This window comes from Mesorhizobium sp. WSM1386, from assembly GCF_055901595.1.
On record NZ_CM148373.1, the window covers coordinates 2943353 to 2959022 of the forward strand.

Consider the following 15670-nt stretch of genomic DNA (forward strand, 5'->3'; position numbering starts at 1 on the left):
GGCTCCCAAGCGATCTGTAGACCAGGCCTCCTGCCAGCTTTCTGTCAGGAGAAGTTTGCGGTGGCTATGCGTTCGATCCAGGCCAGACCGGCGGCAGGCCGAAGGCGGCGAACAGGTCGGGGCCAAGCGGGCCGACATAGACCGTCAGCGAAGCGATCCCGCCGTCGGCCGGCTCGATGACATGCAGCGATTGCGCGCGCCATTCCGGCTCCTGATGGCGCCGCGCGTAGATCGCAACCGCGGGCTGGCCGTTGGCCCGTGTCGCCACCGGGAGGTAGCCGGCGAAATTGCCCCACACAGTCCTGAAGAAATCGTGGATCGCGGCGCGTCCCTGGTACCAGTCGCGCCATGGCGGCATGTGGTAGGTGGCGTCGTCGCACAGCAGTTCGATGAAGCCGTCGAGATTGGCGGCCTGCCAGGCCCTGACATAGCGTTCGAGCAGCACGCTTTCGTCGCGGCTGGGCTGCGATCGCTGCACGGGGCGTCCGGTCGGATAGCGCTGCGCCAGCGTCGCGCGCGCCCGCTGCAGGGCGCTGTTGACCGACGCGGTCGAGCCGCCCAGCAGTTGGGCTGTCTCCTGCGCCGACCAGCCGAGCACGTCGCACAACAGAAGTGCCGCGCGTTGCCTCGGCGGCAGCAACTGGATGGCGGCGACGAATGCGAGCCGGACGGCTTCGCTTGTCTCGTAGCGCGCGTCCGGGCCGGGTTCGCCGTCGACAAGGTCGGGCAGCTCGACGTCGGGGTAGGGCTCCAGCCAAGAAAGCTCGGCCGCTGGCCCGGCAGCGGCGCGGCCTTCGGTCGGCGGCCGGTCGGGCTGCTCGAGAATTCGATGCCTCGTGACCCGCGTCTTGATGGCGTTGAGGCAGGCGTTGGTCGCGATCGTATAGAGCCAGCCGCGCGGCGAGCCGCGCCCGTCGAATTGCGCGCGGCCGCGCCATGCCTTGAGGAACGTCTCCTGGACGAGGTCGTCGGCCTCGTGCAGCGAGCCCATCATCCGGTAGCAATGCAGCTTCAGCTCGCGGCGGTGGACCATCGTCAGATGCTCGAAGGCCGGCCGATCGAGGACCGGCCGGGCGGATGGTTCAGAAACGCCGGGAGCGTCTGTCATGTCGAGCCTGCGGTGCGGAATTCGGCCATGCTGATTTCGGTTGGCATCCTGCGCGTCTCATGCCGCGTCAGCAAGGCCGCTGCCGCTCACCGTGAAGGCAGTGCCTTGCCGCTTGCCGCCGGCGAGCGCGACCACGGCGCGTCCGACGTCGGCCGGTGTCTGCATATCGCTCAGGCTGGCCAGGAAATCCGCCGGGCTGATGCCGAGATAGGCCGAGATGCTGGATATTCCGCGCTCGCCGACGCCGGTGCCAGCCATGATGCGCATCGGCGCCAGCGCCATGAAGCGCAGGCCAAGACCGAGCCGATCCGCTTCCTTCTGGCTGTGCGCGGCCAGGAACATCTGCATGCACTTGGCGCCGGAATAGCCGCCCGAGTTCGGCGGGCCGCCGCTGAATGCCGCGCCGCTGGAGATCAGCACGACGCGGCTGCCCGGCTTCAGCCCGCCGCGCAACGCTGCCCTGCAGAACAGGAACGAAGCTTTGACGTCCGTCTCCCAATTCGCTGAGAAGTCACTCCAGCTCTGGTCCTGGATGGGTGCCGACGCAGCGAAGGCACCGGCCGAGATCACCAGCACGTCCGGCTGCATGGCGGCGAACACCGCGTCGGGCGCGGTGTCCTGCGTGGCGTCGGTCGCTAGCGTCTTGACGCCCGACGCTTCCCAGGAGAGTTCCTTCAGGGCCGCTGTCCCGCGGGCGACGGCAAGCACCATCGCTCCCTCGCCGAGAGCAGCTTCCACGCTCGAGCGGCCGACACCCCTGCTGCCTCCGACCACGACGACATTTTGACCTTTCAACGATCCCATGGATCACCTCGCTTCTTCCGGCCCGGAGGATTCCGGCGCCTATGGGTGAAGACAGCGCAGGAGGGCGGAAATCATCGGTGGGGACGAAATTTTTTCTGAGAATCCGGTACGCGCCGTCGAGTTCTATGGCGCCCCCCTCTGTCCTGCCGGACATCTCCCCCACGAGGGGGGAGATTGATGTCATCGGGGCCTTCGCTAATCTTCGACGTTGCAGGAGGAGAGCCGGCGATCGAGTTGCCGATCTCCCCCCCAAAGTTGGGGGAGATGTCCGGCAGGACAGAGGGGGCGCCACAGGACGTTACCTCCGGTCCGTTCGCTCACCCACCCAGCAACGCCAACTCCTCCGCCGTCAAATGCCGCGCGGTGCCCTTGGCGAGGTCGCCTAGGCGCAGGCCGCCGATGGCGATGCGGATGAGGCGCTTGACCTCGATGCCGTGGGCGGCGAGCAGGCGGCGGATGTGGCGGTTGCGGCCTTCGTCGAGCACGATCTCCAGCCAGGCGGTGCGGCCGCCGCTGCGCAGCAGGTCGATCGAATTGGCGGTCAGGCTCTCGCCGTCGACGGTGGCACCGGCACGCAACGTCTCCAGCATCGCCGCGTCGGGCACCGTGGCGACCTGCACGTGATAGGTCTTGGGCAGATGCGAGGCCGGGTCCATCAGCCGGTTGGCGAAGCGCGTGTCGTTGGTCATCAACAGCAGCCCCTCGCTCGTCTTGTCGAGGCGGCCGACCGGCGAGATGAAGGGCAGGTCGAGCCCTTCCAGGCAAGCATAGACGGTGTCGCGCTGTTGCGGGTCGTCACGGGTGGTGACCAAGCCGCGCGGCTTGTTGAGCATGACGTAGACCTTACGCTCGGCGATCACCTTTTCACCGTCCACGACGATGCTATCGCGATTCAGATCAACGCGCAGAGCCGGATCGCGCACCACCTTGCCGCCGACGCGCACGCGGCCCTCCGTGATCAGCACCTCGGCCTGCGTGCGCGAGCACAGGCCGAGTTTTGAAAGCGCGCGGTTGAGGCTGACGCCCAACGATTTACCGGTGGGCGGTTTGGGCAGCTTGCCCGGGCTGGCGGGCTGTGGTGGTCGTCGTGAAGCCATGCTGGTGTGGATCGGTCCGTTGTGACGGACAGATGCCACGGGCAGCGGCGGCTTCGCAAGGTGGCGCGGGTCGAACCGCCTCAGGCGGCTGCCTTCTCGCCGGCGATGCCGTTCAGCACCTCGATTGCGTCGGCCGGCAGCTTCAACTCGGCCGCCGCCAGGTTTTCCCTGAGATGGCCGACCGACGAGGTGCCGGGGATGAGCAGGATGTTGGGCGCGCGGCGCAGCAGCCAGGCGAGCGCTACCTGCATGGGCGTCGCGCCAAGTTTCTTGGCGACATTGGCCAGCGTGTCCGACTGCAGCGGGGTGAAGCCGCCCAAGGGGAAGAACGGCACATAGGCGATGCCGGCAGCGCCTAGCTCATCGATCAGCGCATCATCCTCGCGGTGCGCGATGTTGTACTGGTTCTGCACGCAGACGATGTCGATCATGCTGCGTCCCTGTGCGATCTGGCCCGATGTGACGTTGCTCATGCCGATATGGCGTATCAAGCCTTGACGCTGCAGTTCGGCGAGTGTGTTCAGCTGGGGTTCGAGCGACCCTTCCGCCGGTCCGTGAATGCCATGCATGGAGCGCAGGTTCACGACGTCGAGAATTTCCAGCCCGAGATTGCGCAGATTGTCGTGCACGGCCTGCGTCAACTCCTGCGGTGACATTGCGGGGATCCACGATGCATCGGCGCCGCGCCGGGCACTGACCTTGGTGACGATGGTGAGGTTGGCCGGGTAGGGATGCAGCGCCTCGCGGATAATCTGGTTGGTGACGTGCGGGCCGTAGAAATCCGATGTGTCGATATGGTCGACGCCGCTGGCGATCGCCTCGCGCAACACGGCCACTGCCGCGTCGCGGTCCTTCGGCGGGCCGAAGACGCCGGGTCCGGCCAGTTGCATGGCGCCATAGCCGAGGCGCTTCACGGTGCGGTCGCCGAGCTTGAAGGTTCCGGCCTTGCTGATGTCGGTCATGGTCTCATCTCCTTTGGATCGGCCCAATGTAGACAGAGCGCACCTGCACGATAATATGGTGCAATCGGCACAGCCTGTACGGAGAAGCGAACAATGGCGACGGATCTGGGAGACCTCCAGGCGTTCATGGCAGTGGCGCGCGCCGGCGGTTTTCGCGAGGCGGCCAGGGTTGGCGGCGTCAGCGCTTCCAGCCTCTCCGAGACGGTGCGGCGACTGGAGACCGGGCTTGGCGTCCGGCTCCTCAATCGCACCACGCGCAGCGTCGCTCCCACCGAGGCCGGAGCGCGCCTGCTGGAGCGGCTAGGCCCGGCGCTGGGCGAAGTCGAGGCGGCGCTCGACGTGGTCAACGGGTTTCGCGGCCGCCCGGCCGGCACGCTGCGGCTCAACGTGCCGGTCGTCGCGGCGAAACTGGTGCTGCCGCGCCTGTTGCCACCCTTCCTTGCCGCCTATCCCGACATCCGCATGGAAGTGACCGCCGAGGACAGTTTCGTCGACATACTGGCCAGCGGCTGCGACGCCGGCATCCGCTATGACGAGCGGCTGGAGCAGGACATGATCGCCGTGCCGATTGGCCCGCGCCGGCAGCGCTTCGCCACCGGCGCAGCTTCGACCTATCTCGATCGGCGCGGCCGGCCCGGCCATCCGCGCGACCTGCTCGCCCACGCCTGCCTGCGCGGACGCTTCGCCAGCGGCCTGACGCCGGCCTGGGAGTTCGAACGCGACGGCGAGGTGGTGAGCGTCGAACCGACCGGCCCGCTTTTGGTGAGCACCGGCACCGCAATGGCCCTTGCGCTCGAGGTGGCGGTCGCCGGCGGCGGCATCGTCTCGCTGTTCGAGGACTGGCTGCGCCCCTATTTCGACGACGGCCGGCTGGAGCCGGTGCTGGAGCCCTGGTGGCAGGAATTTTCCGGCCCGTTCCTCTACTATCCCGGCCGCCGCCTGACGCCGGCGCCGCTGCGGGCGTTCATAGACTTTGTCGGAACGATGCGGTGGGGGTGATCTGGGGTGACGCCCAGAGGCTAAGTGACACCGGCCGAGGCGCGCTCAGGTGCATATTTGGTCGAACCGGTGGGCATCGCTGACACATTGCATAAAATTAATAGAAATGCCGACTGTTTTGAACGCATCAAGTGTCTTGAGCGGATTCTATCTTGTAATCTCCATTTTTTCTGTTCAGTATGAAAATACAATTCGTAGTTCAGGCAATTATCTTAGTTTAAATTAGTGTTGTGCGCGGTTTGCGCCGGAATTCGGATTTGGCATGGCGCTCGAAAGGCGTGGCGTGCGGGGCAAGATCGCCATGTTGCTATGGTTCCAGAGTTCGTTTCCGGACTCGCAAAGCTGTCGTGTACGACCGGGTATCATATCTGCGCTGTTTCGTCTTCGCGCTGATCGTCCCCAGCGCGGTGCCGGGCGGGCGGCAGGACCAGCCACGGGCCAGCGAATGAAATCATATGCGGCTATCTTCGCGGTCTATGTGCTGGTCGGTGGGATGAGCGGTGTTGTCCTGCCCGGGGCCGCGGCGGCCGAAGATCTTGCTTCGACCGCGGGCGCGGTAACCATCGATCACATTTCGTACCTTCTTTTAGATCAAGGCGGGATAGGCGCATATGTAAAGAAGTGCCCAGAATACGACCTGGGGGACGATCGGACCCATTGTCTTGAAATACACCGGGAAATGATAGCGATTCTCGAAAAACTCAGCGTCAGCCGGCAGTTGGACGCTCGTGATTTTGTCCAAAGATACTTCACCGGGTATTTCGATAGACTTCTGTATTGCCTCAAGACGACATGCGACGGGTTCTTTGTCTTGAAAGGGTATGCGGGCGACGACATGGCCCAGAAATGGGCGCGCATGATTGCTTTCCAGGCGTGTGTGCACGCCGCCCCCGCCACCTGGACGGTCACATCGGAAAAAAGCGAAGCCTTCGTCCCGCGATATCGATTCAGGGATGCGTCGAAGGGGCTGATCCCTGATTGCGACGCATCCCTTCTATCGGAAGCGGATTTGGCTATCCTCAGTACGTTCAATCTTAGCGGACAGTATTGATGGCAGATTATGTTATGCCCGAGCGCGGCAAGACACAAAGGGTCGAGCAGGCCGTCACCCAGCTCTCCGAAACCTGCACCTCGCTTGCCACGTGGAGGAGCAAGCCCTCGCGGCTGAAGCCATCCTGCGCCGCACCACAGTGGAATCTCCGTCTCGGCCGATCGGTTGATGGATGAGAAACAGCGCAGCTTGATGTCGGCGTAAAATCGAAAGCGACGATTTGTTCGCAGACCACAGGTCCAATGCCCACCGTAACACTTTGTTGTCATTGAGGGCCTATCGAAGAGGCGATACGGCGAAAGCCCGGTGACAGGAAAGGCGCACAATGGGTTCGCCCTGGTCCGAATTGCTGGCCAATCTCGCGGTCGTTGCGATGTTCGTTTCGGTCTGGATCCACACGCATGTGTGGCTGGACCGCAGGCCGGCCGCGGCGAAGGCCGCGGCTTTCGGCCTCTTGATGGGCACTGGCGCCATCATCCTGATGCTGATCCCCATGCAGCTGCAGCCCGGCATCCTGGTCGATCTCAGGGCGACGATGATTGCCGTTGCCGGCTTTTTCGGCGGTCCTATAGCCGGCATCGTCGCCGGCGTCATGGCCGGTGCCTTCCGGACCTTCGAGGGCGGCATCGGCGCCTTTGCCGGCGCGGTGGGGATCGCCGCCACCATGCTGATCGGCGTTGCCGGCAACCTTGCCCTGAAGGGTCGTTCGCCCGGCATGGCCGATATCATGATCCTGGGTGCCGTGACGGCGTGCGGATCGCTGCTTGGCCTCAGCATGCTGCCGCAGTCCGTCATACAGGCGGTCCTGCCGAAGGTGGTTTTCCCCTCGACCCTTCTCATCTTCGTCTCGGTGGGGCTGTCGGGGCTTACGCTCTACCAGGAGCGGCGTCGGATCGAAGCGCTGCAATCCCGGCGCATCTTCAAGGCCGTGGTCGAGACACTGCCCGATTGCCTCAATGTGAAGGATCTCGACGGACGGTTCATCGTCGCCAATCCGGCAACGGCCGAACTGATGCATTCGACGGACGCCAAGGCGCTGATCGGCAAGACCGATTTCGACTTCTACCCGCGCGAGACGGCGCAGGGATTCCGCGAGGACGAGCTTGCCGTCCTGGCCGCTGGCGTCTCGTCCACGATCGAACAGCGCCTTCACCATGAGGACGGCACCGATGGCTGGCTGGCGACCTTGAAAGCGCCGTTTCGCGACAAGGCTGGAGCGATCGTCGGCCTGATCACGCACAACCGCGACATCACCGCGCGCAAGCAGCTCGAGAACGAACTGGCGGCGAGCCAGGCGAGGCTCGGAGACGCCCTGACGCACATGGCCGATGGGCTGGTGATGTTCGACCCGGATGGCAGGCTGCTGCTTTGCAACGCCCGCTACCGCTCCATGTTTCCGAAGACGGCCGACATACGGGTGCCCGGTGCCGACTACCGCGATATTTTGCGCGCCTCGGCGGCGCGCGGCGAGGCGATCACGCCGCCGGACGCGGTCGAGGAATGGGTCGCCGCCATCATGGCCTCGCAGAAACTCGACAGCCACCGCCAGATCCGGCTCGCCGACGGGCGCTGGCTCGATGTGCGGACCCGGCCGACCGGCGATGGCGGAAGCCTCAGCGTGTTTTCCGACATCACCGAGGCCAAGCAGGTCGAAGCCGCGTTGCTGTCGGCCAACGAGAAGCTGAACCTGCTGGCGCATCGCGACGGCCTGACCGAACTCATGACGCGGCGCGCCTTCGACGAGGCGCTGGCGCGCGAGTTCGCACGCTGCAGGCGCAACGCGACGCCGCTCAGCCTGCTTCTCGTCGACGTCGACTGGTTCAAGCGGTTCAACGACCATTATGGCCATCCGGCCGGTGATGATTGCCTGCGCGCCGTCAGCCGCTGCATCGAAGCGGCGGCGCGGCGGCCGGCCGACGCTGCGGCTCGCTACGGTGGCGAGGAGTTCGCACTCATCCTGCCCGAGACCGACGCGCGAGGCGCCTTCGTCATCGCCGAGAACCTCAGGACCAAGGTGCGCGATCTCGGGCTGGCGCATGCCGGCAGCGAAAAGGGCATCGTTACCGTCAGCATCGGGGTCGGCACCTTCGACGCGGGCAGTGCTTCGATCGAGATCGCCGATCTTGTCAGGCGCGCCGACGAGGCGCTCTATGGCGTCAAGGCCGCGGGACGGGACCGGGTGCATGGCTGGCGCCCGCATCTCAGCCAGCCACGCTCGGCCGGTTCCCAGCGCAAAGCGTAAGCCTTCCGCTGCGTCATCGTGGCGGGGGATCGCCCAGCTTTTGCCCCGGGAGGCGCCTCGCCAGGTCGCGGATGCGGTCGGCGACCTTGCTGTCGATCGGGTTGTAGACGGTCAGGCTCAGATCCGGCCGGCCGTCGACCGCGAACCCCGAATATTCTAGTTCGATGTCGCCGAGTACCGGGTGCTTCAGGCGCTTTGTCCCGTCGCCATGGCTGAGCACGTCGTTTTCCCGCCACAGGGCGGCAAACTCCGGGCTAGTGCTGCAAAGTTCGTCGACGAGTTCGCGCACCTCGGACACCGCGCCGGCGCGTGCCGCATCGGCCCGGAACGATCCGACCACGAAACGGGCGAGGTTTTCCCAGTCGTGCTGCTTTTCGCGGATGGCAGGGCTGCGGAACATGAAGCGCAGGATATTGCGCTGGCCGGCGGGCAGGGCGCCGTAATCGGTCAGCACGATCCGCGCGGCGCGGTTCCAGGCAACGACGTCCCACGTGGCGGTCTTGATCAGGGCCGGGCTTGCGTCGAGCGTGTCGATGAGGCGCTGCAGGCGCGGGCTGACGCCCTCGACGCCGTTATAGCGGACCTCGGGCGGGCGCCCCAGCCCGAGCATGAAAAGATGTTCGCGCTCGGCCTCGGTCAGCATCAGCCCCTTGGCGATGCGATTCAGCACATCGGCCGAAGGCGCGCCACCACGACCCTGTTCCAGCCATGTGTACCAGGTCGGGCTGATGTTGGCGCGCTGGGCGACTTCTTCGCGGCGCAGCCCGGGCGTGCGCCGGCGCCCGGAAAACCCGAACGACGCCGGGTCGAGCCGGGTGCGCCGGTCCTTCAGGAAGGCTGCGAGCGTGCCGGCGGAATTGATGGGCATGGTCGATCCTGTTAGCAATTATAATAGGATAAAGTCACTACTTTAATGGAATAATAGACCGGCGATACTGCGCGGGCAACTGTGCAGGAGATTTTGCATGCGTATCTTTTTGACCGGCGCGACCGGCTTCATCGGTTCGGCGCTGGTTCCCGAACTCATCGGCGCGGGCCATCAGGTGGTCGGCGTCACCCGCTCCGATGCCGGTGCCGAGGCGCTGGCCGCCGCTGGCGCCGAAGTGCATCGCGGAACCCTCGAGGAGCCCGAGGGGCTGCGCGACGGCGCGGCGAAGGCGGACGCCGTGATCCACACCGCCTTCGACCATGATTTCTCGCGGTTTGTCGAGAATTGCGAAAAGGACAGGCGCGTCATCGCGGCCCTAGGCCAGGCCCTTGCCGGATCCGACCGGCCGCTGGTGATCACCTCAGGGGTCGGCGTGGGCAGCCCGGGACATGGCCAACTGGCGGTCGAGGACGTCTTCAATCCGAGCCATCCCAATCCCCGCATCGCCTCCGAACTCGCCGGCAATGCCTTGCTGGAGGCCGGCGTCAACGTGTCGGTGGTGCGCCTGCCGCAGGTCCACAACCCGGTCAAGCAGGGGCTGATCTCGCCGCTCATCGAGATGGCGCGTCAGAAGGGCGTCTCGGCCTATGTCGGCGAGGGCCGCAATCGCTTCTCCGCCGGCCATCTGCTCGACGCCGCGCGCCTTTACCGGCTCGCCGTTGAAAAGCGCCAGCCCGGCGCGCGCTATCACGCGGTCGGCGAGGAAGGTGTCGAGGTGCGCGCGATCGCCGAGGCGCTTGGCCGGGGCCTCAACCTGCCTGTTGTGTCGATCGCGCCGGAAAAGGCGGCGGAGCATTTCGGCTGGATGGCGATGTTCGCCCCCATGGACCTGCCGGCCTCCAGCGCGCTCACCCAGGCACGGCTCGGCTGGCACCCGATCGGCCCGACGCTGATCGCCGATCTCGACGCGATGCAATACTGAGGAAGCGGCTTCAGCCAGGCCTGACGGCGTAGCGCAGGTGGACGAGCCCGTGCACCAGCGCTTCGCAGCTTGTGAGCGACAATTGCATCTTGCCCGCCAGGCCGCCTTCGCCGAACTCGACAAACCCCTGGTTTGCCGCCCGCCCGTCAATGGCAGGGGCAACGAGAAGGCTGAGCTCATCGACAAGCCCGGCCGCGAAGAAGGAACCGTTGATGCCGGCGCCGCCTTCCAGCAATAACCGGCGGATGCCGAGTTCGCGGCCGAGAACCTCAAGCATGGCTGCAAGATCGATGTCGGGCGTTTCCGACACGATGTAGGACACGCCATCGGCGGCGAGTTCGGCGAGATGGCTATCGGCGACGTCGCGCCCGAGCAGCACCACGACATGGTCGCCGCTGATGTCGGGTTTGGCAAAGTGCAGCTTGCCGGAAGCATCGAGCGCCACGGCATAGATAGCCGCGTGGCCTTGCGCGAAATGATAGGGCCGGTCGACCTGGCCGGCATTAGCCGGCGGGTGCGCGGCGGCCTTGCTCATCTCGGCCATGGTGATGCGGCCGACGATCCAGGCGTCGCCCGCCATGTCGTTGTGGATGTGCTCGTAGAGGCTCGACCACTCGGCCCGGGTGCCATCGGGGCTGGTGGTGTAGCGGCTCGGATGGAGGCTGCCGTCGAGCGACGCGAGCATGTGGCAGATGATTTGCGGCTTCATGCGGTTCTCCGGAGATGGACTTTGAATGTTCAGACCTTGTTGTTGTTGTGCATGTCGTTCCCCAAAACGCCGTCATTTTGGGAATGCATCAGGCCATTTCAAGCTCCATCACCTTTTCAGCCGCCTTTGCGAGAAACCCGGATCGAGTATAGCCGTGGGCTTCGGCAAAGGCATCGATCCGTTGCAGAACGTCGTCCGGCAGCGTCACGTTGATACGCACTGTTTTCCTGGCCTCGGTCTTCACCGCGACCAGGATTGCAACACCGTCACGGTTATCGGCGTCCGCCATCACAGCCTCCAAACTGGAAGGCTCCGGAATGGCATCACCATTCTCGACCAACCCTTCGATATGCAGGGCCAGCGCCTCTTCAGCCATGGATCGCGCGTCATCCAAATCCTTGCCGGCGGTGATCACGCCGGGGAAATCAGGGAAAGACACACCGAAGTCGCTGCCGGCATCCTTATGGATAAGTCCGATATACTGCTTCATGTCCGTCACCTCAGTTTCAGTCCAGATTGCTTTTCGATGCTGCGCAGAGTGCCTATCGGGATATCGCGCATGGGGTGAGGCACGGTGACCCGTCCTGCTTGCCGCGGTGTTTGAATTGCGCATGGCTGCCCTTTCGGGAAACCTCGAACCATCCGTCAGCTTCCAAAAGCCGGATAATGTCGGCGCTGTTCATGTGTATTTATACACATTGAAAGGCCATCTTTCAACAAAGGATGTGAAACCGCGCTCTCGCTCCCCCGGCTCGAGCCACCAGGAGCAGGATGCCGACAATCCAAAATTCCGACAATTCCGATAATAGCTCAGCCAACTCTGTTATATCGATGTTGCACAAATGGTTGACCCTGGGTTAGCATCCCGATGCTGATGCCGATGGGAGGCAGTTTCTGCAACGGCGATCAGCTGGAGCGGCATGCGTTCTCGGGCGCAAGGAGGATGCTCCAACACTTTGAACCGACGCATGATCCTTCCTGAAACCGGCCCGGTTTCCGGGGCCGTGCGTTCTTGTGGAGGAGGATCAACCATGAACAGACGTGAATTCCTGCTGTCTTCGGCGGCTTTCGGCGCCATGATGGTGGCGGCGCCCTCGGTGTTCGCCGAGGACAAGCTGACCATCCTCGGCTCGGTGCCCAGTCTCGGCTTTCCGTTCTTCGTGCACATGCTGAACGAGATCAAGGCGGAAGCCGCCACGCAAGGCGTCAACCTGACCGAGAGCGACGGCCAGAACTCGGCCACCAAGCAGACCGCCGACATCGAGGCGGCACTGGTGCAGAAGGTCAACGCCATCGTCATCTCGCCGCTCGACGTCAACGCGCTGGCGCCGGCGATCGAGGAAGCCGTCAAGGCCGGCGTTCCCGTGGTGACGATCGACCGCCGCGTCGACGGCGTCGAGGGCATCCTCGCCCATGTCGGGGCCGACAACGTCAAGGGTGGCGAGGCGGAAGCCAGCGCCATGGTGGCGGCGTTCCCGAATGGCGCCAAGCTGTTCCATCTGCAGGGCCAGCCAGGTGCCGGCCCGGCGATCGACCGCAACAAGGGCGTGCACAACATCCTCGATCCGCTGAAGGACAAGTACCAGATCGTCTTCGAGCAGACCGCCAACTTCGCCCGCGCCGAAGCGCTGTCGGTGACGGAAGCCGGGCTTGCCGCCAACGGCAAGCCCGACGCCATCGTCTGCGCCAATGACGACATGGCGCTCGGCGCGCTCGAGGCGTGCGCGGCGCGCAACTTCACCGACGTCAAGATCTACGGCTTCGACGCGCTTCCGGAAGCGCTGGTCGCGGTCCGCGACGGCAAGCTCGCCGGCACGGTCGAACAGTTCCCCGGCAAGCAATCCCGCACCGCCGTGCAGATTGCGGTCGCCTACGCCAAGGACAAGACCGAGCCAAAGGAGAAGCTGGTGCTCTTGACGCCCATCGTCATAGGCAAGGACAATCTCGACAAGGCGGAAAGGCTGAGCGAGACGAAGTAGGCTCTCAGGCTAGGGTAAGCCGGTGGGACAGCACCCCCCTCTGTCCTGCCGGACATCTCCCCCGCAAGGGGGGAGATCGGCAGTATCGATGTCCGCCTTCTCCTTGCGGCGTTGAAAATTGGCGAAAGCGGAATGGACAGCCAATCTCCCCCCTTGCGGGGGAGATGTCCGGCAGGACAGAGGGGGGTGTTCAAGCGCTGACGTCGAGAGGAACTTTTGTCGAGAGAGCCACCCTTGCCAGCTGAAGCCGCATCGCCCGTCCTGCTCGCCGTCCAAGGCGTCACCAAGCATTTTTCCGGGGTCACCGCGCTCAGCGATGTCTCGCTCGACATCCGCCCCGGCGAAATCCTCGGCCTGCTTGGCGAGAACGGCGCCGGCAAGTCGACGCTGCTCAAAATCCTGTCGGGCGTCATGCCGCCCTCAAGCGGGCACATCAGTTTCGATGGCGCCGACTACCAGCCGTCGAGCCCGCAGGATGCCAAGCGGCTCGGCATCGTCACCATCTACCAGGAACTCAGCCTCATCCCGACACTGACGGTGGCGGAGAACATTTTCATCGGTCGCGCGCCGACCGGGCCGTTCGGGCTGGTGAGTTGGAAGCGCATGGAGCGGGATTCCCGCGATATCATCGCCCGCGTTGGCCTCTCCATCGACCCGATGACGCCGGTGTCCGCGCTGTCGGTGGCCGAGCAGCAGTTGGTCGAGATCGCGCGGGCGCTGTCGCTGAAAAGCCGGCTGATCATCATGGACGAGCCGACCTCGGCGCTGACCGAGACCGAGGTGCAGCGGCTGTTGTCGATCATGGACCGGCTGCGCCAGGACAAGGTCGCCATCATGTTCGTCACCCACCGGCTGGAAGAAGCGTCCGCCATTTGCGACCGCATGACGGTGCTGCGCGACGGCAGGCTGGCCGGGCATCTCGATCGCCAGGGCGGGCCGATCGCACTGCCACGGATCATCGAGAAGATGGTCGGCCGCGCGGCCTCCGAGCTTTATGCGCGGCCGGCGCAGCGCGCGGTGGCCGGCGATGTCGTGCTGTCGGTGCGCGGTTTGCGCACCATGCGCGACCCCGAGGCGCCGCACGCCATCGTGCTCGACGATGTCGACATCGACCTCAAGGCCGGCGAGATCCTTGGCGTTGCCGGCCTTGTCGGCTCCGGCCGCACCGAGCTGGCGCGCGCCATTTTCGGCGCCGACCGGATCGCTGCCGGAACCATCACGCTCGACGGCAGACAAATCGCGCCGGCTTCGCCGGCGGACGCCATCGCGCTCGGCATCGGCCTGGTGCCGGAGGACCGCAAGCACCAGGCGATCTTTGCGGCACTCGGCATCCTGCCGAATTTCTCCGTCGCCTCGCTCGGCCGCTTCAGCAACGGCTTCGGCTTCATGGCCGAGCGGCGCGAGCGCGACGCGCTGTCGGGTTTCAGGAAGATGCTGTCGATCCGCATGGCATCGGCCGAGCAGGCGATCGAGGGCCTGTCGGGCGGCAACCAGCAGAAAGTGATCCTGGCGCGCTGGCTGGCGCGCGATCCGAAAGTGCTGATCGTCGACGAACCGACGCGCGGCGTCGATGTCGGCGCCAAGGCCGAGGTGCACCAGATCCTGGTGCAATTGGCGGCGCGCGGCATCGCGGTGATGATGATCTCGTCCGAATTGCCCGAAGTGCTGGCGGTGTCGGACCGCATCGTCACCATGCGCCGGGGCCGCATCACCGGGCAGATGCCGGGCGTCGAGGCGAATGAGGAAAAACTGATGGAATTGATGGCGCTCGATAAGCAAGGGCAGGACGAGGGGCAGATGCAGGACGAGGGGCGGGCACGATGAGCGTGACGGAACAGAACGAGCGCGGCGGCATCAACTTCGCGCGGCTGCTGATGAGCTTCGGGCCGCTGCTGTTCCTGGCGGCACTCGTGGTGGTCTTCACGGTGCTGAAGCCGAGCTTCATCGACCCGATCAACCTGTTCAACATCACGCGGCAGATCTCGATCACCGGACTGATCGCGCTCGGCATGACCTTCGTCATCCTCACCGCCGGCATCGACCTGTCGGTCGGCTCGCTGCTCGCCTTTTGCGGCATGGTCGCCGCGGTGGTCGCCAAGGGCGGCACCGCCAACACGCTGTCGCTGTCGACCTCGGGCACGCAAGGGTTTGGCTGGTTTGCCGCCCTGCTCGCCGCCGTCGTGGTGGGCGCGGCCGCCGGCGGCGTGCAGGGCTTGGCCATCACCCGGCTGAAAGTGCCGCCGTTCGTCGTCACGCTGGGCGGGCTGACGGTGTTTCGCGGGCTGACGCTGACCATCTCCAATGGCGGCCCGATCTCCGGCTTCGACGCCTCGATGCGCTGGTTCGGCACCGGGCTGATCGGCCCGGTGCCGGTGCCGGCGCTGATCTTCGCGTCGGCCGCGATCCTGTGCCACATCGTGCTGCGCTACACGCGCTACGGCCGCGCCGTCTATGCCGTCGGCGGAAATGCCGAGGCGGCACGGCTGTCGGGCCTGCGCGTCGACCGCATCCTGGTTTCGGTCTATGTCATCGTCGGCTTCTTCGCCGGGCTCGCCGCCTTCGTGCTGTCGGCCAGGCTGAACTCCTCGGAAGCGGTCGCCGGCATCGGCTACGAGCTGACGGTGATCTCGGCTGTCGTCATCGGCGGCACTTCGCTGTTCGGCGGCATCGGCTCGGTCGGCGGCACGGTGGTCGGCGCGGCGCTGATCGGGGTGCTGCAGAACGGGCTGCAGTTCAACAACGTGTCGTCCTACACGCAAAGCATCGTGATCGGGCTGATCCTCATCCTGGCGGTGGCGTTCGACAGGTGGCTGAAGTCGCGGGTGAGAAGGTGAGGAGAGGTTTGCGCCTGGGCCTCTGTCCGGCAGGT

The 15670-nt window shown here is 65.1% G+C and carries 14 protein-coding genes and 2 pseudogenes; 8 read left to right on the forward strand and 8 right to left on the reverse strand.

What is annotated here, in order from left to right; all coding sequences use genetic code 11:
• Positions 1-64: 64 nt before the first annotated feature.
• The 4 genes from AC0NIH_RS14395 to AC0NIH_RS14410 form a co-directional block, all read right to left on the reverse strand.
• Positions 65-1108 carry a sigma-70 family RNA polymerase sigma factor gene (locus tag AC0NIH_RS14395; protein ID WP_473467692.1) on the reverse strand — a complete coding sequence of 348 codons (1044 nt, stop codon included), beginning with the start codon at positions 1106-1108 and terminating at the stop codon, positions 65-67.
• A gap of 57 nt (positions 1109-1165) precedes the next feature.
• The gene (locus AC0NIH_RS14400) at positions 1166-1912 is read right to left on the reverse strand and encodes an SDR family NAD(P)-dependent oxidoreductase (RefSeq protein ID WP_473467693.1); all 747 of its coding nucleotides are present in this window, start codon (positions 1910-1912) and stop codon (positions 1166-1168) included.
• Positions 1913-2229: 317 nt separating this feature from the next.
• Positions 2230-3009, reverse strand: coding sequence for a pseudouridine synthase (locus AC0NIH_RS14405; protein ID WP_473467696.1), 780 nt, complete (start codon positions 3007-3009; stop codon positions 2230-2232).
• An 80-nt stretch (positions 3010-3089) separates the two neighbouring features.
• Complete coding sequence (locus tag AC0NIH_RS14410) at positions 3090-3971, reverse strand: aldo/keto reductase family oxidoreductase (RefSeq protein ID WP_473467699.1); 882 nt, start codon at positions 3969-3971, stop codon at positions 3090-3092.
• Positions 3972-4064: 93 nt separating this feature from the next.
• Here AC0NIH_RS14410 and AC0NIH_RS14415 point away from each other — a divergent pair, with 93 nt between their 5' ends.
• The 3 genes from AC0NIH_RS14415 (at position 4065) to AC0NIH_RS14425 (ending at position 8263) form a co-directional block, all read left to right on the forward strand.
• Entirely contained in the window at positions 4065-4970 is a 906-nt protein-coding gene (locus AC0NIH_RS14415; protein ID WP_352710759.1) for a LysR family transcriptional regulator, read from the forward strand.
• Positions 4971-5232: 262 nt separating this feature from the next.
• Positions 5233-6021: a hypothetical protein gene (locus AC0NIH_RS14420; protein WP_473467701.1), complete on the forward strand. Its 789-nt coding sequence runs from the start codon at positions 5233-5235 to the stop codon at positions 6019-6021.
• A 325-nt stretch (positions 6022-6346) separates the two neighbouring features.
• Positions 6347-8263 (forward strand): diguanylate cyclase, encoded by a 1917-nt coding sequence (locus AC0NIH_RS14425; protein WP_473467704.1) that lies wholly within the window; start codon positions 6347-6349, stop codon positions 8261-8263.
• A 13-nt stretch (positions 8264-8276) separates the two neighbouring features.
• Here the strand turns inward: AC0NIH_RS14425 and AC0NIH_RS14430 are convergent, their stop codons facing one another.
• The gene (locus AC0NIH_RS14430; RefSeq protein WP_473467706.1) at positions 8277-9131 is read right to left on the reverse strand and encodes a helix-turn-helix transcriptional regulator; all 855 of its coding nucleotides are present in this window, start codon (positions 9129-9131) and stop codon (positions 8277-8279) included.
• A 97-nt stretch (positions 9132-9228) separates the two neighbouring features.
• Here AC0NIH_RS14430 and AC0NIH_RS14435 point away from each other — a divergent pair, with 97 nt between their 5' ends.
• On the forward strand, positions 9229-10113 hold the full coding sequence (locus tag AC0NIH_RS14435) for an SDR family oxidoreductase (protein WP_473467708.1): 885 nt from the start codon (positions 9229-9231) through the stop codon (positions 10111-10113).
• Between the two features lie 10 nt (positions 10114-10123).
• On the opposite strand, the gene AC0NIH_RS14440 is transcribed toward AC0NIH_RS14435, so the two are convergent.
• The 3 genes and pseudogenes from AC0NIH_RS14440 to AC0NIH_RS14450 form a co-directional block, all read right to left on the reverse strand.
• Complete coding sequence (locus AC0NIH_RS14440; protein ID WP_473467711.1) at positions 10124-10822, reverse strand: RibD family protein; 699 nt, start codon at positions 10820-10822, stop codon at positions 10124-10126.
• 88 nt (positions 10823-10910) lie between these two features.
• Entirely contained in the window at positions 10911-11312 is a 402-nt protein-coding gene (locus AC0NIH_RS14445) for a type II toxin-antitoxin system HicB family antitoxin (RefSeq protein WP_473467713.1), read from the reverse strand.
• A gap of 5 nt (positions 11313-11317) precedes the next feature.
• A pseudogene (locus tag AC0NIH_RS14450) lies at positions 11318-11505 on the reverse strand (type II toxin-antitoxin system HicA family toxin).
• A gap of 348 nt (positions 11506-11853) precedes the next feature.
• On the opposite strand from AC0NIH_RS14450, the gene AC0NIH_RS14455 reads away from it, so the two are divergent.
• The 4 genes and pseudogenes from AC0NIH_RS14455 to AC0NIH_RS14470 all read left to right on the forward strand — a co-directional run bounded on the left by AC0NIH_RS14455 (position 11854) and on the right by AC0NIH_RS14470 (position 15635).
• Complete coding sequence (locus AC0NIH_RS14455; RefSeq protein ID WP_023767148.1) at positions 11854-12801, forward strand: substrate-binding domain-containing protein; 948 nt, start codon at positions 11854-11856, stop codon at positions 12799-12801.
• Positions 12802-13122: 321 nt separating this feature from the next.
• Positions 13123-13503, forward strand: a pseudogene (locus tag AC0NIH_RS14460) (ATP-binding cassette domain-containing protein); the annotation flags it as partial.
• A gap of 42 nt (positions 13504-13545) precedes the next feature.
• Positions 13546-14625, forward strand: coding sequence for a sugar ABC transporter ATP-binding protein (locus AC0NIH_RS14465; protein ID WP_474025265.1), 1080 nt, complete (start codon positions 13546-13548; stop codon positions 14623-14625).
• The gene (locus tag AC0NIH_RS14470; RefSeq protein WP_473467715.1) at positions 14622-15635 is read left to right on the forward strand and encodes an ABC transporter permease; all 1014 of its coding nucleotides are present in this window, start codon (positions 14622-14624) and stop codon (positions 15633-15635) included. Before AC0NIH_RS14465 ends, AC0NIH_RS14470 begins: the two co-directional genes overlap by 4 nt.
• Positions 15636-15670 lie beyond the last annotated feature (35 nt).